The following is a 19,233-nucleotide window of genomic DNA, read 5'->3' on the forward strand; positions in this document are numbered from 1 at the left end:
CTTCTGCATCGACCGAAGATGCGGGGGACCGAAGATGGCGGGCGACACGGCCACATTGCACGAATGGCGGGTCACGGGAATGGATTGCGGGTCCTGCGCCGCGAAGGTGCGGGGCGCGGTCGAGATCCTGCCCGGCGTCGAGGACGTGGATGTCGCCCTGATGGCCGAGCGCCTGCGGGTGACGCTCGACGACAGCCGCACCTCGACGGAACGGGTCGAGTCGGCCGTCCGCGCGGTGGGCTTCGGCATCGCCCCCCGCGGCGCCGCGCCGGAAAAGCCCGAGGGCGCTTTCGTCCTGCCCGAGGGCGCGTTCCCGGATGCGCCGTCGCCCGACGCCGATCCCGTCGCCGACGAAGCTTCGGCGACCGATCCGGCGTGGCATGCGACGGCGAAAGGCCGGTTGGTGATCGGAACCGGCCTGCTGCTGGCTATCGCCTGGACGATCCAGCTGACCGTCGGCGGCACCGCCGCGCACCTGGCCTTCACGCTGGCCACGCTGATCGGCGTGGCCCCCGTCGCGCTCAGGGCGGCGCGGATGGCGCGGGTCCGGATGCCCTTTACCATCGAGATGCTGATGAGCGTCGCCGCCTGCGGCGCGTTGGTGATCGGGGCGGTGCAGGAGGCGGCGCTGGTCGTGTTCCTCTTCGCCGTCGGCGAGACGCTCGAGGGGCTGGCGGCGGGAAAGGCGCGCGACGGCATCCGCGCCCTCGCCCGTCTGGTGCCAACGACCGCCCGTCTCGTCGAGGGCGCGCACATCACCGAGGTAGCGGCGGCGCGGCTGCGGATCGGGCAGGTCGTGCAGGTGCGCCCCGGCGACCGCGTGCCCGCCGACGGCACCGTCCTCGACGGCACGTCGGGCGTGGACGAAAGCCCGGTCACCGGCGAAAGCGTGCCCCGCCTGAAGGAGCCCGGGGCGGACGTCTTTGCCGGCTCGATCAATACCGAGGCCGAGCTGCGCATCCGCGTCACCCGCGCGGCCGAGGACAACACGATCGCCCGCATCGTGCGGCTGGTGCAAGAGGCCGAGAGCGCCCGAGCCCCGACCGAGCGGTTCATCGACCGGTTCAGCCGGTCCTACATGCCCGCCGTCGTCGGACTGGCGCTGCTCGTCGCCGTCGTGCCGCCGCTGGCCGTCGGAGCAGCGTGGGACACGTGGGTCTACCGCGGCCTCGCGCTGCTGCTCATCGGGTGCCCCTGCGCGCTGGTGATCTCGGTCCCGGCCTCCATCGCCTCGGCCCTGTCGACCGGCGCGCGGCACGGCCTGTTGATGAAGGGCGGCGCGGTGATCGAGGAAGCCGCCCGCACCACCTGCGTCGCCTTCGACAAGACCGGGACGCTGACCGAAGGCCGGCCGCGCGTGACAGACATCGCCGCCGGGGACGGCGACAGCGCCGCGTTGCTGCGACTGGCGGCCTCGGTCGAGATGGGGGCCAGCCATCCCCTTGGCCGAGCCATCGTCGCGCGGGCCCGGACCGATGGCGTGGCCCCCGCGCCCGCCGAAGACAGCCGGGCGATACCGGGACTGGGCGCGACGGCGGATGTCGACGGGATGCGGATCACCGTGGGCGCGCCGCGCCTCGCCGCCGAGGCCGGCCTGCTGGACGACGCGACGGCGAACCGGATCGCGGCGCTGGAGGCCGAGGGCAAGACGGTCGTCACCGTGTTCGGCACCCGCCTGCACGGCATTATCGCCCTGCGCGACTCGCCCCGTCAGGATGCGGCCGAGGCCATCGGCCGCCTGCGCGGAATGGGCGTGGGATCGGTGATGCTGACCGGGGACAACCCGGCGACCGCCGCGTCCATCGCCGGCGAACTGGGGCTCGATCACCGCGCCGGGCTGCTGCCCGAGGACAAGGTCGCCACGATCCGCGAGCTGACGGCCTCGCACCGGGTGATGATGGTCGGCGACGGCATCAACGACGCCCCGGCGCTGGCACTGGCGCAGGTCGGGGTCGCGATGGGATCGGGGACTGACGTCGCGCTCGAGACCGCCGACGCGGCGATCCTGCGCAATCGCGTCGCCGACGTGCCGGCCCAGCTGAGGCTGGCGCGGACGACGATGGCCAACATCCGGCAGAACGTCGCCATCGCGCTGGGGCTCAAGGGCGTGTTCCTGGTGACGACGATCTTCGGGGTGACGGGGCTGTGGATAGCCATCCTCGCCGACACGGGCGCGACGGTGCTGGTCACGCTCAACGCGCTGCGGCTGCTGCGCTTCGACCCTGGCGGCACGCCGGCCGACGGACACCGGAGCGCACGGGCGCGTGCCCCTGCCCCGTCCGCGACCGAAGCCGCGTGATCAGCCGCCGCCCGAGGACCGTGCGGCCCAAGCCATGCCGCGGCGCATGATCTCGGTCACCTGAGGCACCTTCAGATCGGCCAGCTCATGCCCGATCGAGCAGTAGAAGATGCGGCCCCGATCCCAGCGCCGCTTCCACACGACCGGCACGACCGTGCCCTCGATCCACCAGAGGTGGTCGCCAGAGAACGTCGTCGTCGCCAGCACCTCGTTCTGCGCGTCGGTGAGCATGTAGTATTGCTCGGAATGCATCCGGAAGCTGCCGATCCCCTGCATGATCGGATCGGCCGGGCGGGTGACGGTCACGTCGTAATCAACGTAGTCGTCGGTGGGCGTCGGATTGTCGGGCCAGCCCGGCGGATGGGCGACGAACTGCCCGCCGATCAGGAAGTGATAGGTCGGCCTGTCGCGGAACGCGTCGCCCATGTGCCCGTGCCAGCCCGCCAGCCCGCAGCCGCCACCGACGAGGGTCAGAAGCCCGTCCTCTTCCTCTTTCGTCATGTTGCCGAATTCCGGCTGGTGCGAGGACCGCGCAGAGGACCAGATCGGCACGATCAGGTCGGCATCGGCCATGCTCCCCGGATCCGCGAGTGGAGAGAGCGTGTCGTGGACGGTGACGCTGGCGCCGTCCTCTTCGAGCAGCGACTTGCACCAATCGGCAAAGGCGGTGGGGTCATGGCCCTCCCATCCGCCGGCAAACAAAACGGCCTTCATCCGTTCTCCTTCCGCATGTAGTTCACCATCGCGGCCATGTCGCGCGCGTCGAACCCGTCGGCTCCTGCGCGGCGCAGCCAGTCCAGCGTCTCGCGGCCCTGAGGCATCGCGACCCCCAGCCGGTCGGCCAGTGCGGTCGTCACCTCCATGTCCTTCCGCGCCAGGGCCACGGTGAAGGTCACGTCGTGGGCTGCCTCGTCGAGATAGAGCGGACGGCGATAGGACAGCATCGGCGCCGCGGCGGCGCTGGCCTCGATCGCGTCGAACGCGGACTCGGGAGCGATGCCGGCCGCCTCGGCCAGCGTCAGCGCCTCGGCCAGCGTCTGGTTCAACCCGTGGATCAGCGAATTGACGGCGAGCTTCATCACCGACCCCGCACCCACCGATCCCAGACAGATCACCTTGTCGCCCATCGCGTCGAGCACGGGGCGCAGCGGGTCGGTCGCGGCCTGATCGGCGCCCACCATGATCATCAGCTTCGCCGCCTCGGCCGCCCCCGTGGCGCCCGAGACCGGCGCGTCGATCACGGCCACCTCGCCCGAGCGGTCGGCAAGGGCGCGGATGTGGTCGGGGCTCATCGTACCCATCTCAAGGAAGGTCCGTACCCCGCGGCCCGCGAACAGTCCGTCGGGGCCGTCGTGCACCGCGTCCGACGAGGGGTCGTCGGCCAGCATCGTGACGACCACCTCGGTCGCGTCGGCCAGCTCACGCGGGGTGGCGGCGACGGCGGCCTTGTGGGCCTCGGCGAATTGCACGGCCTTCTCGGGCGAGCGGTTCCAGACCGTCACCTCGTGTCCCGCCGCGACAAGGTTCGCGGCCATGCGCCAACCCATCCGGCCCAGCCCGGCAAAGCCGACCCGCATCACGCCGCCTCCTGCGCGCGGATGCCGGAGATCGCCTGGACGAGCGTGTCCTCCGTCACCTCGTCGGAGGTGAACTCGCGCATCACCCGGCCCTGGTACATCGCGACGATGCGGTCCGAGACATGCAGGACCTCGGGCATCTCGGACGAGATCACGATGACAGCATAGCCCGAGCGGGCGAGTTCGCGGATCAGGTTGTGGATCTCGGACTTGCTGCCGACGTCGATGCCGCGGGTCGGTTCGTCGACGATGAGCAGCTTGGGTTTCATAGCCAGCCACTTGCCGATGACGATCTTCTGCTGGTTGCCGCCCGACAGGTTGCCCACCATCGACCGCCACGACGGCGCCTTGATCTCCAACCGGTCGCGATAGATGTCGTAGATCGCGACCTCGGACCCGTTCGACACGAACGGCCCCGTCGTCAGGTCGCCGATCTGCGGCAGGGTGATGTTGTCGCGGCAGCTCATCCCAAGGACAAGCCCCTGCTCCTTGCGGCTCTCGGGCACCAGCGAGATGCCCCGCTCGATCGCGTCGGCCGGCGAACTGACGGTCACAGACTCGCCGTCCAGCAGAATCTCCCCGGCCGAGGGCGTCCTGAGGCCGAAGAGCGTCTCGGCGATCTCGGTCCGCCCCGCTCCGACGAGGCCGTAGAACCCGACCACCTCGCCCGCGCGAACCTTGAAGCTGACGTCCTGGTAGAGTTTGCCGCAGCTCAGCCCGCGCACGTCCAGCGTCACGCCGCCCAGATCGTGATGCAGCGTGTTGCGCGAATAGTCGAGCGAGCGTCCGATCATCAGCTGCGTGACCTCGTCCTCGTTCGTCTCGGCGGTCTCGAGCGTGCCGCGATAGGCGCCGTCCCGCAGCACGCTGATCCGGTCGGAGATGGTGAAGATCTCGTCCATCCGGTGCGAGATGTAGACGATGCCGACGCCCTGCGCCTTGAGGTCGTTGATGATGTCGAACAGCACGACTTTCTCGGCGTCGGTGAGCGAGGCGGTGGGCTCGTCGAAGATCACCGCCTTGGCGTCCACCGTCAGCGCGCGGGCGATCTCGACCATCTGCTTCTTGGCGATCGACAGGCGCGAGACCTTCACCTCGGGGCCGAAATCGCAGTTCAGCTTTTTCAGGATCGCGCCGGCACGGGCGAAGAGCGTCTTCCAGTCGACGCGACCGAAGGACTTGGTCGGCAGCTCGCCCAGGAAGATGTTCTCGGCCGCCGTCATCTCTTCGGCCAGCGACAGTTCCTGGTGGATCAGCACGACACCCTTCGACTTGGCCGCCAGCGGCGACGGCAGGACCGTCTCCTTCTCCTCGATGTAGAGGCGGCCGGAATCGGGCTGATACATGCCCGCGATCACCTTCATCAGGGTCGATTTCCCGGCGCCGTTCTCGCCCAGCAGGGCGTGGCATTCGCCCGGCATCACCTCGAAGCTCACCCCGTCGAGGGCACGCACGCCAGGGAAGGTCTTGACGATGTTGTCGAGCCGGAGTGCGGGGGTCTGGTCGCTCATGTCCGAAGCTCCTCCTTGCCGCCGCGGGTCAGCTGCTTGTCGAGGAACAGCACCGCGATCAGGATCGTGCCGAGGATCACCAGCACGTAGAATGCCGGGACCTGCATCAGGTTCATGCCGTTGCGCAGGATGCCGATCGCCAGCACCCCGCCGAACGTGCCGATGATCGTGCCCGACCCGCCCGTCAGCTTGGTGCCGCCCAGCACAACCGCGGTGATCGTCCAGAGCTCGTATTCCCGGCCCAGGTTCGGCGTCGCCGCGCCCATCTGCGTGCTGAGCGTGATGCCGGCCAGCGCAGCGAAGAAGCCCACAAGCATGAAGTTGATCAGCATGTGCGGACCGACCCGGATGCCAGCGTTCACCGCCGCTTCGCGGTTGCCCCCGACGGCGTAGGTGTTGCGCCCGTGGACCGTGCCCGACAGCAGAAGATGCGTGCCGAGCGCGAACAGCAGGAACAGCACCGCCAGCGTCGGCAGCCCCGCCACCGACGAGGCACCGAAATCGGAATAGGCGAAGTTCATCGCGAAGAACGACTGCTCTTCGGTATAGGCGAAGACCAGGCCCCGCACGCCGAGCATCGCCCCGAGCGTGACGATGAAGGCGTCGACGCCGGTCTTCCACACGATCAGCCCGTTCACCGCGCCCAGGATCACGCCGGACATCAGCCCGGCGATGACCCCCGGCAGGATCGCCCAGTTGCCCCAGTTGGCGAAGGCCTCCCACCCTTGGATGTCGATCGCCAGCGACGCAGCGAGCGCGACCGTGGCGCCGACGCTGAGGTCGATGTTCCCGTTGATCATCACCAGCGTCATGCCAAGGGCGATCAGCCCGATGGTCGAGGTCTGCACCAGGATGTTCTGGAAGTTCTGCAGGTCGAAGAAGTAGGGGTTCGCGAAGCTGAAGAAGACGAAGATCAGCACGACGAAGCCCCAGATCGGGTTGCGGATGAGCCATGTCTTGAGGGTCTGCATCTCGGTCTCTCCCGTTCAGGCGATCGGCGACAGGAGCCGTCCGCGCTTGGCGGCGACATCCAGCCACACGGCCAGGATGATGACGATCCAGGTGACGATCCACTGGACGTAGTAGGCGTAGCCCAGCAGCAGCAGGCCATTCTGGATGAAGCCCAGGATCAGCACGCCGATCACCGTCTTCAGAACGTTGCCGGACCCGCCCAGCAGCGAGGTGCCGCCAAGGATCACCGTGGCCAGCACCTGCAGCTCGTAACCCTGGCCCACGTTGTTCTGACTGCCCATCACCCGGCTGCCCAGGATGATCGCTGCGATGCCGACGCACAGCGCCGAGATCACGTAGGTCAGAAACACCGTGCGCGACCGCCGGATGCCGCTGAAGGTCGCCGCCGTGGGATTGCCGCCCACGGCATAGACCCTGCGGCCGAACGGCGTGTAGGCCATGACGATGTGCATCAGCACGGCCAGCCCGAGGAAGATCACGATGGGCGACGCGATGCCCAGCATCTGCCCGCGCCCGAAGATCGCGAACCACGTGCCCTGCTGGTTGGCGATGTCGACGTTCTGGCCGCCGGAATAGATCAGCGTCAGCCCCTGTATCGCCGACAGCATGCCGAGCGTGACGATCAGCGAGTTCAGCCGCAGGAAGCCCACGAGCGTCCCGTTCACCGCGCCGATGCACAGGGTCGCCAGCAGCATCACCGGGATCGCGAGTTCGGGGCCGAGCTTGTCGTGCAGGTCCACGACCATCACGGTCGAGAACGACAGCATCGACCCGACCGAAAGGTCCAGGTTGCCGCCGATGACCACGACGGTCACCCCGACCGCCATCACGCCGATGATCGCGCTCTGTCGCAGAACGGTCATCACGTTGTCCGCACTCAGGAAGCGTTCGGAAAACAGCGCGAATCCCAGCATGAACAGGGCAAAGGCGATCAGGATGCCCTGCTTCGCCAATACCGACACGACGGCATTGCCCTGTACGCGTCGCTTCGGCTTGGATGCTTCGCCGACCTCTGACTTCGTTTCTGCCACCATGGCGGCACACTCCTCCCCGGTTGCCGGTCCGTCAGACCAGCGTCATTCCTCCGTCGATCATCACGATCTGGCCGGTCATGTAGTCGCTCTCCGGCGCGGCCAGGAACGTGGTCGTGCCGGTGATGTCGTCGGGCCTGGCGACGCGTCCCTTCAGGATGTCGCGGGCGAATTCCTGCATCGCCTGCCCCGGCCGCTCGGCCGCGCCGATCGACATCAGGTCGCGGTCGACCTCTTCCCACATCTCGGTGGCCACCACGCCGGGCGCGAAGCCGGTGACGGTGATGTTGTGCTTGGCGAGGTCCCGCGCGCCCGATTGCGTCAGCGACACCACGGCCCACTTGCTCGCGCAGTAGGGCGCGACATTGTCGAAGCCCTGCCGCGAGGCGATCGAGGCGGTGTTGACGATCTTGCCACCAGTGCCCTGCGCGATCATCTGACGCGCGGCCTCCTGCATGCCGATCATCACGCCCAGGCCGTTGATGCCCATGATGAAGTTCCAGTTGTCCTCGGTCACGTCGAGGAAGTTCATCGGCTTGTTGACGCCGGCATTGTTGAACTTGACGTCCAGCCTCCCGAACTTGTCGACCACGGCGGCGATCATCGCCCGGACCTGCGTGCGGTCGCGCACGTCGACACCGGCCGCCATCACGTTGTCGGCGCGCCCGTTCAGGCGCTGGCGGTTGGCCTCGGCCACCTCGTTGGCCTTGTCGCCGTTCAGATCGGCGAAGCAGACCATTGCGCCCTCGTCCAGAAGCGCTTCGCCGATGGCGCGGCCGATCCCCTGCGCCGCCCCGGTCACCAGGCAGACCCGATCACTCACACGTCCCATGCGTCCTCTCCCGTTCTGCGATGCGAAAGGCGCGGGCCCTGTTGTGACCCGCGCCTCCCGGGAGGGCCTCAGAACACCGGCTTGTCGAACTCTTCCATGTTCTCCTGGGTGATCTTCGGCGTGTCGAAGTAGTTGAGGAAGGGCACCTCGGCGCCGTTCAGCACGTCGATCGCCGTCTGCAGGGCGGCCTCGGCATCGTCGACCGGGGACTGGTAGATCGAGCCCCAGTATTCGCCCCGGCCCATCGCCTCGTAGCCGACGGCAAAGTTCGTGGCGCCGACAAAGGTGATGTCCTCGGCCCGGCCGGCCGCCTTGGCGGCGTTCAGGGCGCCGACGCCCATGTTGTCGTCACCGGCATAGACGCCGTCGATGTCGTCGTACTTGGTGAGGAAGGATTCCATCACGCGCTGCGACTTCTCGCGGTTCCAGTCGCCCGGCTGCGTCTCGACCAAGGTGACCTCCGGACACACCTCGGGAAGGCGATCTTCGAAGCCCTTCGCGCGCTCCAGCGCGGTGGTGTAGCCCGGCTGGCCCGAGATCTGCACGATCTGAGCCTCTGTCTCGATCCCCTGTTCCTTGAAGCGGTCGCACATGATTTCGGCCGAGCGCGAGCCCTGAGTGATGTTGTCGGGCCCCGAGAAGGAGGCGATGAAGTCGAAGCCTTCCTCGGCGATGTTCGAGTTGGTGATGACCACGGGGATGCCGGCCTGCTTGGCCTGGCGCACGGCCGGCACGACTGCCTGGCCGTTGGTCGGCCAGATGATGATGGCGTCCACCTGCTGCTGGATCAGGTCCTGGATCTGAGCGATCTGGCGGGCGACGTCGCCGCCGGCGTCAAGCACGATCGTATCAACGTTATCGAGCTCGGCGGCCGCGTTCTCGAACGCCTGCTCATACGTGGTCTGATAGCTGTCGACGCCCACGTTGTTCTGCGTGATGCCGATCGTCATCGTGTCGTCCTGCGCGGCGGCGGCGCCGGCGAAAGCCAGGCCGGCCAGAGCCGTCGTCCCGAGCACGGTAATCCTGCGGGTCGTTTTCATGGTCGTGTATCCTCCCGGTGTATTGTCGTGATCCGACATTCTTTCTCGGCCCGCCCCGTCACTGGTCCTCCCGGAGGGGCTGTCCGTTCCGACGCTCCTGCGCCGGACTGTCTACAGAGTGGCGGATTGGCCGAAGGAAGCGTCAGCAAAAATATTCAAACTGGATAGACTGATGTTCAGAACGGACAGCTCAGCCGTGTTGGCGGAGCGCCGAAATGGACACGATGGGGTCAGCCGCCATGACCGACACCAAGAGATCCAGAATGGACATTTCGAACGCCCCCACATCCGCGCCCGGCGCGCCTCCGCAAGATGCGGACGGCGCGGCGCAGGGTGCGCGGACACGGGCGGATCTCCTGCACATGCTGGCGTTCATCGAAAGCCTCACGACCGAGCTCGACACGGGCCTGTCGCTCGGCGCGACGAACCCGTTCCTGAACATGGCCGCGCACCTGATGCGCCAACACCTCGAGGGCAAGCCGGTAACGCCCTCGTCGCTCGCCGCGGCGGCCGGGGTGCCCTACGCCACCGCCGTGCGCCGCGTGAACGACATGATCGCCGCCGGCCTGATCGACCAGCGGCCGAAGACGCGGACGGGCAAGAGCTTTTCCCTGCACCCCTCGGCCCGGCTGATCGACGACTGGACCCAGATGTCGGATCGGGTCCGCCGCCTGGGCGAGCGCAGCTTCGGCGGCACCTCGGACCGGGACACGCGCGACTACTATTTCGGCGGTTCGTACATGGCGGGACACTCGATCCAGCCGCCGCGCGTGCTGCACGATCCCCTGACCCTGCCCGGTGGCCTGCGAATTCTGGTCCACGGCGACCCGACCTTCATGGTCATGGACAACCTCAAGCGGCAGTTCGAGCAGCTCATCGGCTGCAAGATCAGCCAGCGCGCCTTCTCCATCGACCGGCTGCACGACGAGGCGCTACGCAACGCCGAGCGGCGCACCTCTCTCTACGACATCATCGCCGTCGATCTGCCGTGGATCGGCGAATTCGCGGAAAAGGGCGTGCTGCTGCCGCTGGACGAGGTGCTCGACACCGACCGGCTCGATCCCGGCGACTTCCACCCGGCGGGCTGGAACGCGACGCACTGGCGCGGACGGCCCTACGGCGTGCCCAGCCAGACGACGCCCGAGTTGCTGTTCTACCGCCGCGACCTCTTCGCAGAGGCGGGAATGGAACCGCCAACCACAACCGACGCGGTACTCTCCGCCGCGCGCGAGTTCCACGATCCCACGGCCGGCCGTTACGGAATCGCGTGGAACGCCGCGCGGGGCACCGCGCTCGGCCACCAGTTCATGATGATCATGGCGGCCTTCGGGCAGCCGGTCCTCGACCTGCCCGCCATCGCCGGCGGCTTCGACACCCGCCACCTGCACGAGGGCGGTCACCGTCCGATGCTGGATTCGCCCGGCGCGCTCCAAGCGGCCGAGTACCTGATGGAGCTGATGAAGTACTCACCGCCCGACATCCTCTCGATGTCGTGGTACGAGCGGGTCCGCCCCTATGCCGCCGGCAAGACGGCGATGGCCTATGGCTACACGCTGCTGGTGCCGTATTTCGAGGCCGATCCGAACTCTCCGGCCGCGGCGACGACGGGCTACCTGCCCCACCCCGCCGGTCCCGGCGGCGCCGCCGTGGCCCCCGTCGGGGGATATGCGATGGGCATTCCGGCGAACCTGCCGCCCGACCGCCGCGCGGATGCGGCCGAGGCGCTGATCGCCTTCACCGCGCCCGAGGCGCAGAAGCTCTACGTCCAGAACGGCAGCCGCACCTGGCCGCGATACTCTGTCGGCGCCGACCCCGAGCTGCGGCGCCTGTCGCAGCTGTTCGACGCCGTCGACCAGATGTCCTGGCGCGACGAGCTGCAGTTCTGGCCTAGGCCCCCGGTGCCCCAGATCGGCCGCCTGATCCAGATATGCGGACACGAACTGCACGACATGCTGCGTGGCATCACCACGCCGGAGCAGGCGCTCCGGGCCGCCCAGGCGGCCTGCGAAAACCTCATGAAATCGGACGAGTAAGGGAGGAACCCGATGGACCCCGAGAGGCTCAAGGGCAAGAACATACTGATCACCGGCGCCGCGAGGGGCATGGGCGCCACCAATGCCGAGCATTTCGCCGAGCAGGGCGCGAATGTCTGCCTGGGCGACCTGGATCTCGACACCGCGCAATCGGTGGCCGACGAAATCAACGCCCGCGGCAACGGCAAGGCGATCGCGGTGCAGATGGACGTCACCAAGCGCGAGGACAACGCCGCCGCCGTGGCCGCCACGGTCGAGGCCTTCGGCTCGATCAATGTCGGGGTTCTCAACGCCGGCCTGAACAAGCCCCGGTTCTTCATGAATATCGACGAAGACAACTGGGACATGATCATGAACGTTAACACCAAGGGCATGTGGCTGGGCATGCAGGAGGTGGCGCGGCAGATGATCAAGCAGGGCCCGCAGGAGCATGTCTACAAGCTGATCTGCGTGGGCTCGGTGGCGTCGCGCAAGCCACTCTACGACGTCACCGTCTACTGCACGTCGAAATACGGCTGCCTCGCCCTGACCCATTGCGGCGCGGTCTCGCTGGCCGAGCACAACATCACCGTGAACGGCTATGCCCCCGGCGTGGTGAAGACACCGCTCTGGGAACAGCTCGACAAGGACCTCGTCGAGATCGGCTTCAAGCAGCGCGAGGGCCAGGCCTTCGAGGACCTCGCCGACACCGCGCTGGCGCTCAAGAAGGTCTCCTATCCCGACGACGTGAAGGGTACCGCGGCGTTCCTGGCCAGTCACGACAGCGACTACATGACCGGCCAGATGATCCATATCGACGGCGGCTGGGTCATCCAGTGAGCGGCGCCATCCCCTGCCGGCCGCCACGTGGCAGCCGGTCCGACCAACCCAGGACCGGCGCCGCCGCGCGCCGTGGAGGATCATAGATGCAGAATGCGTTGAACCCGCGGATATTGCAGCCTGGCGACATGGATCCGCACTGGCGGTGGGACAAGCATCTGCCGGCGTGGGGTCATTCGTCGGTGGATTTCGAGCGTCGTGTGGACCACGACCGGTTGCGGCGGTACCGGCTGAGCCGGGCGAAGGACGCGCTGGCGCAGAGCGGGTGCGGCTCGCTTCTGATGTTCGACGTGAACAACATCCGCTACGTGTCGGGCACGAAGATCGGCGAGTGGGAGCGCGACAAGCTGTGCCGGTTCTGCCTGCTGACCGGCGACGAGGAGCCGTATGTGTGGGATTTCGGCTCGGCGGCGATGCACCACAAGGAGTATTGCGACTGGCTCGACCCCGACAAGTGCCTTGCGGGGGTGACGGGGATGCGGGGGACGATCCCGCCGTCCTTCGGTCTGATGAAGAAGTACGCCGAGGAGATCGCCGCGCTGATCCGCAAGGCGGGGATGGCGGACATGCCGGTGGGCGTGGACTATGCCGAGACGGCGATGTTCTTCGCGCTGCAGGAGGCGGGTCTGAACGTGGTCGACGGCCAGCAGGTGATGCTGGGGGCGCGCGAGATCAAGAACTGGGACGAGATCCAGCTGCTGACCCAGGCGGCGTCGATGGTGGACGGGGTCTACCACATGATCTGGCAGGAGCTGCGGCCGGGGATCCGCGAGAACGACATCGTCGCGATGTCCAACAAGATGCTCTACGAGATGGGCTCGGACGACGTCGAGGCGATCAACGCGATCGCGGGCGAGCGCTGCAACCCGCATCCGCACAACTTCACCGACCGCTACTTCCGGCCCGGCGACCAGGCGTTCTTCGACATCCTGCAGAGCTACCAGGGCTACCGGACCTGCTATTACCGGACCTTCAACATCGGCCGGGCGACGCCGGCGCAGCACGACGCCTACGTCAAGTGCCGCGAATGGCTGGACGCCTCGATCGAGCTGATCAAGCCGGGGGTGACGACCGACACCGTGGCCAAGGTCTGGCCGACGGCGGAATCGCTGGGCTTTCCCAACGAGCTCGCCGCCTTCGGGCTGCAGTTCGGCCACGGGCTGGGGCTGGCGCTGCACGAGCGGCCGATCATCAGCCGCGCGGTGTCGCTCGAGCATCCGATGGAGATCGAGACCGGCATGGTCTTCGCGCTGGAGACCTACTGCCCCGCCGCCGACGGCTATTCCGCGGCGCGGATCGAGGAGGAGGTGGTGGTGACCGACACCGGCTGCGAGGTGATCTCGCTGTTCCCGGCCGAGGACCTGCCGATCTCGCACCGCTACTGACGCGACGCCGCCCGGGGGGCGCTGGGGCGCGCGGGCTGCGTGCCCGCCGTCCCCCGGGTCCCGGGCGGGCGGCCCGCCTCCGGCGGGAGTATTTGGACGAAGATGAAGGGGCGCGGCGCCCCGCCGGGATGTCCCCCGCGCCCGCGAACGCGGCGCGGCGGGGGTCCGGCCGACCAGGGAGGAGTTCTGTCATGGCGAGGGCCACGGCGAAGACCAACACCGAGGACTACATCCGGATGTACACCCAGATGGTGCGCATCCGCGCCTTCGAGGACAACGCCAACCAGCTGTACCTCGCGGCCAAGATGCCGGGGCTGACCCACATGTATTCCGGCCAGGAGGCGGTCGCGGTGGGGATCTGCGAGGCGCTGGAGGACGACGACAGGATCACCTCCACCCATCGCGGCCACGGCCATTGCGTCGCCAAGGGGGCCGAGTTCAAGCAGATGTTCTGCGAGCTGCTGGGCAAGGCCGAGGGCTATTGCCGCGGCAAGGGCGGCTCGATGCACATCGCCGACACCAGCCACGGCAATCTCGGCGCCAACGCCATCGTCGGCGGCTCGATGGGCATCGCCACCGGCGCGGCGCTGAGCGCCAAGCTGCAGAAGACCGGCCGCATCGCGGTCTGCTTCTTCGGCGACGGCGCCACCGCCCAGGGGCTGTGGTACGAGGTGATGAACATGGCCGCGCTGTGGAAGCTGCCGGTGATCTATGCCTGCGAGAACAACGGCTATTCCGAGTACACCCGCACCGACGAGATCGCCGCCGGATCGATCACCGCCCGCGCCGAGGCCTTCGGCATCGAGAGCTTCGAGGTCGACGGCCAGGACGTGCTGGCGGTCAACGAGCTGGCGCGCGGCCTGGTCGAGCGCTGCCGCAAGGGCGAGGGGCCGTTCTTCGTCAACCTCGCCACCTACCGCTACCACGGCCACCATGTCGGCGACATCAACCGCGACTACTACCGCTCGAAGGACGAGGAGAGCGAGTGGAAGCAGCACCGCGACCCGATCACCAACTTCGGCAAGTGGCTGGAGGCGCAGAACATCGCCTCGGCCGAGGAGCTCGTCGGCATCAACGACGCCGTCCGCCGCGAGGCCGAGGCGGCCGTCGCCCATGCCGAGGCCGCGGCCTATCCCGACGTCTCGGAGGTCGACATGCACGTCCATGCCGGCATCCCCCATGCCCTGAGCGCCTGAGGAGGCCGCGATGACCAGAGAACTCACCCTCTCGAAGGCCGTCAACGAGGCGATCGCGGAGGAGATGCGGCGCGATCCCACCGTCTTTGTCATCGGCGAGGACGTCGCCGAGGCCGGCACCCCGTTCAAGGTGCTCGCCGGGCTCGTCGACGAGTTCGGCACCGAGCGCGTGATCGACACGCCGATCTCCGAGCCGGGCTTCACCGGCCTCGCCGTCGGCGCCGCGATGACCGGATCGCGCCCCATCGTCGACCTGATGTTCGGCGACTTCCTGTTCCTGGTGATGGACCAGCTGTGCAACCAGGCCGCCAAGATCCACTACATGTCCGGCGGCACGATGACGGTGCCGATGGTGCTGCGCACCAATCTCGGCGCCACCCGCCGCTCGGCCGCCCAGCACAGCCAGAGCCTGCACGCGCTGGTCGCGCATATCCCGGGACTGAAGGTGGCGATGCCCTCCTCGGCCTACGAGGCCAAGGGCCTGCTGAAGACCGCGATCCGGGACGACAACCCGGTGGTGATCTTCGAGGACAAGCTGATGTACCAGGACAAGGCCCCGGTCCCCGAAGAGGAGTACCTCATCCCCTTCGGCCAGGCCAACGTCCTGCGCGAGGGACGCGACATCACCCTCGTGGCCACCTCCTCGATGGTCCAGGTCTGCAGCAAGGCCGCCGAGACCCTCGCCGCCGAGGGCATCTCCGCCGAGGTGATCGACCCGCGCACCATCGTCCCCCTCGACGAGGCCACCATCGTCGCCTCGGTCAGGAAGACCTCGCGCGCGCTGGTCGTCGACGAGGGCCACCAATCCTACGGCGTCACCGCCGAGATCGCCGCCCGGATCGCCGAGCGCGCCTTCTACCATCTCGACGCCCCCGTCGGCCGGATCGGCGCGATGGATGTCCCCGTGCCGTTCTCGCCGGCCCTCGAGGACCTCACCGTCCCCACGCCCGATGCCGTCGCCGACCGCGCCCGCGCGCTGTGCAAGGGAGGATGGGCCGATGCCGCATGAGGTGATCATGCCCGCCCTCGGCATGGCCCAGGACACCGGGCAGATCGTCGCCTGGCTCAAGGCCGAGGGCGACGCCGTCAAGGCCGGCGACCCGATCATGGAGGTCGAGACCGACAAGGCCACGATGGAGGTCGAGGCCGCCCATGACGGCTTCCTCGTCGGCCTCCGCGCCGCCGCGGGCGACAACGTCCCCGTCGGACAGGTCGTCGCCACCATCGCCGAGACCGCCGACGCCCCCGTGCCCGACGCCCCGGCCGGGGATGCCGCGAAGGACACCGGGGACGCCGCCGGGACCGCCGACGACACGGCCGCCGCGGACGACGGCGCCGCCGCGCCCGAGGCGGCCCCCGAGGGCGCCCCGGTGATCATGCCCGCCCTCGGCATGGCCCAGGACAGCGGCACCATCGTCGCCTGGCTCAAGGCCCCCGGCGACGCCGTCGCCGCCGGCGACCCGCTCTTGGAGGTCGAGACCGACAAGGCCACGATGGAGATCGAGGCCGGCCATGACGGCTATGTCGCCGAGCTGGTCGGCGAGGCCGGAGAGGCGATCCCCGTGGGCGAGGTGATCGCCCGCATCACCCCCGAGGCGCCCGCCGCACCGCGCCACCGCGCCCGCGGCGCCACGCCCGCGCCCGATACAGCCTCCGGCACAGCCCCCGCGCCGGAGGCCGCAGCGGACGCGCCCGCACCTGAGCCCGCGGTCGACGCCACGACCGACGCCCCGGCGCCGGAGCCCGGCGGCCGCATCCTGGCCTCGCCCAAGGCAAGGCGCCTCGCCGCCGAGCGCGGCCTCGACCTCGCCCGCCTGGCCGAGGCCGGCCATCCCCAGCCCTACCACGCCGCCGATATCGAGACCCTCGCCGCCCTGCCGGACACCGCCGCCGGCACCGCGCCCGGCGCGGCCGCCGGCCCCGCAGCGGCGCCGGCGCTGCGGCTCACCGCCCGCGTGCCCGCCGCCGCCTTCGACGGCTTCCGCGCCCGCGTCGCCGAGCGCCTCGGCGCGCCGCCCCCCGCCGACGCCTTCCTCGCCCTCGCCGCCGCCGGCGCGCTGCGCGACATCGCCGGCGACACCGGCGCCATCGCCGTCGACACCGAGGCGGGGCCGCTCACCGATCCCGACCTCACCGGGCTCGGCGCGCTCGACACCGGCGGCACCGCCGCCCCCGGCCTCGCCGTGCGCGACCTCTCCGCCACCCGCCTCGCCAGCCTCGACACCGGCGCCGGCCCGACGCCCCGCCTGACCCTCACCCGCCGCGACGACACGCTCGAGATCGCCCTCGCCGCAGCCCCCGGCGCGATCGCCGAGGACGACGCCATCGCCCTTCTCGCCGGCACCGCCGAGCGCATCGAAGACCCGCTGCGCCAATTGCTCTGACAGCCCCCGGAGGCCCCATGACGCAGACCGCCACGCCCCATCTCGAGACCGACCTCTATATCGACGGCGCCTGGCGCCCCGCCACGGGCGGCGCCCGCTTCGACGTCCTCAACCCCGCCGACGAGACCGTCATCGCCTCGGTCGCCGCCGCCGATATCGACGACGCCGACGCCGCCCTCGACGCCGCCGCAGCCGCGATGCCCGACTGGGCCGCCCGCCCCCCGCGCGAGCGCGCCGAGATCCTCCGCCGCGCCTTCGAGCTGATGCACGCCCACAAGGAGGACATCGCCCGCCTCATCACCCTCGAGAACGGCAAGGCCCGCGCCGACGCCATGGGCGAGACCCTCTATGCCGCAGAGTTCTTCCGATGGTTCGCCGAGGAGGCCGTCCGCGCCGACGGCATGCTCACACCCGCCCCCGCCAGCGGCGCCCGCATCATGGTCCAGCACCGCCCCGCCGGCATCGCCGCCCTCGTCACGCCCTGGAACTATCCCGCCGCCATGGGCACCCGCAAGATCGCACCCGCCCTCGCCGCCGGATGTCCCGTCATCATCAAGCCCGCCGCCGAGACCCCCCTCACCATGCTCGCCCTGATGCCCCTCCTCGAGGAGGCCGGCGTGCCCAGGGGCCTCGTCAACGTGCTGCCCACCCGCGCCTCGGGGCCCCTCGTCGACCACATCATGCACGACCCCCGCGTCCGCGTGATCTCGTTCACCGGCTCCACCGGCGTCGGCCGCACCCTGCTCAGGACCGCCGCAGACCAGGTCCTCAAGCCCGCCATGGAGCTCGGTGGCAACGCCCCCGTCGTCGTCTTCGACGACGCCGATCTCGACACCGCCGTCACCGGCACCATGCTCGCAAAGATGCGCAACCTCGGCGAGGCCTGCACCGCCGCCAACCGCATCTACGTCCACCGCGACATCGCCGAGGACTTCACCCGCCGCCTCACCGACGCCATGGCCGCCCTCACCCTGGGCAACGGCCTCGAGGACGGCGTCGATGTCGGGCCCCTCGTCAACGCCGCAACCCGCGACAAGGTCGCCGAGCTGGTCGAGGACGCCCTCGCCCGCGGCGCCACCCTCCGCCTCGGCGGTGCCGTCCCCGACGGCAAGGGCTTCTTCTATCCCCCCACCGTCCTCGCCGAAGTGCCCCCCGACGCCCTCTGCCAACGCGAGGAGATCTTCGGCCCCGTCGCCGCGATCCAGACCTTCTCGGACACCGACGACGTCGTCGCCCGCGCCAACGACACCGAGTACGGCCTCGTCGCCTATGTCTTCTCCGGCGACTTCCGCCGCGGCCTGCAGGTCTGCGAGCGCCTCGACTACGGCATGGTCGGTCTCAACCGCGGCCTCGTCAGCGACCCCGCCGCCCCCTTCGGCGGCATGAAGCAGTCCGGCCTCGGCCGCGAGGGCGGACACGAGGGCATGCTCGAGTTCATGGAAACGCAGTACATCTCCGCGGAGTGGTGACGATGGACGACCTCAAGACCTCCCCCGCAACCCGCGCCTATGCCGCCCGCAACGGCGTCGACCTCCAGGCCCTCGCCGCCGAGACCGGCCGCACCACAATCGGCCGCGAGGACGTCGACGCCAAGATCGGCGGCGCAAACAAAGGCGACGCCAGGATCGGCGGCGCAAACAACGGTGACGCCAGGATCGGCGGCGCGGCCCAACGCGACGATCCCGCCGCCTACTGGGACGTCGACCACGCCCGGTACGGCCCCGTCGAGCACGAGCCCGTCTCCCGCCTCGCCCGCGTCGCCGCCAAGAACCTCGCCGCCGCACAGGCGATGATCCCAGCCGTCACCCATCACGACCGCGCCGACACCACCGCCCTCGACGCCTTCCGCGCCCGGCTCGCCCCCGACGCCGCCGCCCGCGGCCTCCGGCTCACCGCCCTCGCCTTCCATGTCCGCGCCCTCGCCCGGACCCTCAGGCGCCATCCCCGCTTCAACGCCTCCCTCTCGCCCGACGGCGAAACCCTGATCCTCAAGCGCTACGTCCATGTCGGCATCGCCGTCGACACACCCCACGGCCTCATGGTCCCCGTGATCCGCGACGCCGACCGCAAGGGCCTCTGGCGCATCGCCGCCGAGATCGACGCCCTCGCCGCAAAGGCCCGCGACCGCAAGCTCCGCCCCGACGAGATGGGCGG

At 69.2% G+C, this 19,233-nt stretch carries 16 protein-coding genes; 9 read left to right on the plus strand and 7 right to left on the minus strand.

The window, feature by feature from the left end:
- Positions 1-34 precede the first annotated feature (34 nt).
- Positions 35-2,299: a heavy metal translocating P-type ATPase gene (locus BMZ25_RS02935; protein ID WP_218142507.1), complete on the plus strand. Its 2,265-nt coding sequence runs from the start codon at positions 35-37 to the stop codon at positions 2,297-2,299.
- On the opposite strand, the gene BMZ25_RS02940 is transcribed toward BMZ25_RS02935, so the two are convergent.
- From BMZ25_RS02940 to BMZ25_RS02970, 7 genes are all read right to left on the minus strand, one after another.
- Entirely contained in the window at positions 2,300-3,013 is a 714-nt protein-coding gene (locus tag BMZ25_RS02940; protein WP_092688070.1) for a ThuA domain-containing protein, read from the minus strand.
- A complete protein-coding gene (locus tag BMZ25_RS02945) occupies positions 3,010-3,876 on the minus strand; it encodes an NAD(P)-dependent oxidoreductase (protein WP_092688072.1) in 867 nt (288 codons plus the stop codon). Before BMZ25_RS02945 ends, BMZ25_RS02940 begins: the two co-directional genes overlap by 4 nt.
- The gene (locus BMZ25_RS02950; protein WP_092688074.1) at positions 3,876-5,387 is read right to left on the minus strand and encodes a sugar ABC transporter ATP-binding protein; all 1,512 of its coding nucleotides are present in this window, start codon (positions 5,385-5,387) and stop codon (positions 3,876-3,878) included. Before BMZ25_RS02950 ends, BMZ25_RS02945 begins: the two co-directional genes overlap by 1 nt.
- Complete coding sequence (locus BMZ25_RS02955; RefSeq protein ID WP_092688077.1) at positions 5,384-6,358, minus strand: ABC transporter permease; 975 nt, start codon at positions 6,356-6,358, stop codon at positions 5,384-5,386. Before BMZ25_RS02955 ends, BMZ25_RS02950 begins: the two co-directional genes overlap by 4 nt.
- Positions 6,359-6,373: 15 nt before the next feature.
- Complete coding sequence (locus BMZ25_RS02960; protein WP_408033422.1) at positions 6,374-7,273, minus strand: ABC transporter permease; 900 nt, start codon at positions 7,271-7,273, stop codon at positions 6,374-6,376.
- Positions 7,274-7,424: 151 nt separating this feature from the next.
- Positions 7,425-8,222, minus strand: a complete 798-nt coding sequence (locus BMZ25_RS02965) for an SDR family oxidoreductase (RefSeq protein WP_092688083.1) — start codon at positions 8,220-8,222, stop codon at positions 7,425-7,427.
- A 68-nt stretch (positions 8,223-8,290) separates the two neighbouring features.
- Positions 8,291-9,262 (minus strand): sugar ABC transporter substrate-binding protein, encoded by a 972-nt coding sequence (locus BMZ25_RS02970; protein ID WP_092688086.1) that lies wholly within the window; start codon positions 9,260-9,262, stop codon positions 8,291-8,293.
- Positions 9,263-9,525: 263 nt separating this feature from the next.
- Here BMZ25_RS02970 and BMZ25_RS02975 point away from each other — a divergent pair, with 263 nt between their 5' ends.
- From BMZ25_RS02975 to BMZ25_RS03010, 8 genes are all read left to right on the plus strand, one after another.
- On the plus strand, positions 9,526-11,295 hold the full coding sequence (locus BMZ25_RS02975; RefSeq protein WP_235859757.1) for an ABC transporter substrate-binding protein: 1,770 nt from the start codon (positions 9,526-9,528) through the stop codon (positions 11,293-11,295).
- Between the two features lie 12 nt (positions 11,296-11,307).
- The gene (locus BMZ25_RS02980; protein ID WP_092688089.1) at positions 11,308-12,114 is read left to right on the plus strand and encodes an SDR family NAD(P)-dependent oxidoreductase; all 807 of its coding nucleotides are present in this window, start codon (positions 11,308-11,310) and stop codon (positions 12,112-12,114) included.
- Positions 12,115-12,200: 86 nt separating this feature from the next.
- A complete protein-coding gene (locus BMZ25_RS02985) occupies positions 12,201-13,499 on the plus strand; it encodes a M24 family metallopeptidase (protein ID WP_092688093.1) in 1,299 nt (432 codons plus the stop codon).
- Positions 13,500-13,690: 191 nt separating this feature from the next.
- A complete protein-coding gene (locus BMZ25_RS02990) occupies positions 13,691-14,695 on the plus strand; it encodes a thiamine pyrophosphate-dependent dehydrogenase E1 component subunit alpha (protein WP_092688096.1) in 1,005 nt (334 codons plus the stop codon).
- Positions 14,696-14,705: 10 nt separating this feature from the next.
- A complete protein-coding gene (locus BMZ25_RS02995) occupies positions 14,706-15,704 on the plus strand; it encodes an alpha-ketoacid dehydrogenase subunit beta (RefSeq protein WP_092688099.1) in 999 nt (332 codons plus the stop codon).
- Positions 15,694-17,079 (plus strand): biotin/lipoyl-containing protein, encoded by a 1,386-nt coding sequence (locus tag BMZ25_RS03000; protein WP_092688102.1) that lies wholly within the window; start codon positions 15,694-15,696, stop codon positions 17,077-17,079. The genes BMZ25_RS02995 and BMZ25_RS03000 overlap by 11 nt, the downstream gene beginning before the upstream one ends.
- Before the next feature lie 17 nt (positions 17,080-17,096).
- Positions 17,097-18,548 carry an NAD-dependent succinate-semialdehyde dehydrogenase gene (locus tag BMZ25_RS03005; protein ID WP_092688105.1) on the plus strand — a complete coding sequence of 484 codons (1,452 nt, stop codon included), beginning with the start codon at positions 17,097-17,099 and terminating at the stop codon, positions 18,546-18,548.
- A 2-nt stretch (positions 18,549-18,550) separates the two neighbouring features.
- Positions 18,551-19,233: 2-oxo acid dehydrogenase subunit E2 (locus BMZ25_RS03010; RefSeq protein ID WP_092688108.1), on the plus strand; the 683-nt coding region annotated here is incomplete at its 3' end.

The sequence above is a fragment of the Tranquillimonas rosea genome (assembly GCF_900111315.1).
Lineage (GTDB): Bacteria > Pseudomonadota > Alphaproteobacteria > Rhodobacterales > Rhodobacteraceae > Tranquillimonas > Tranquillimonas rosea.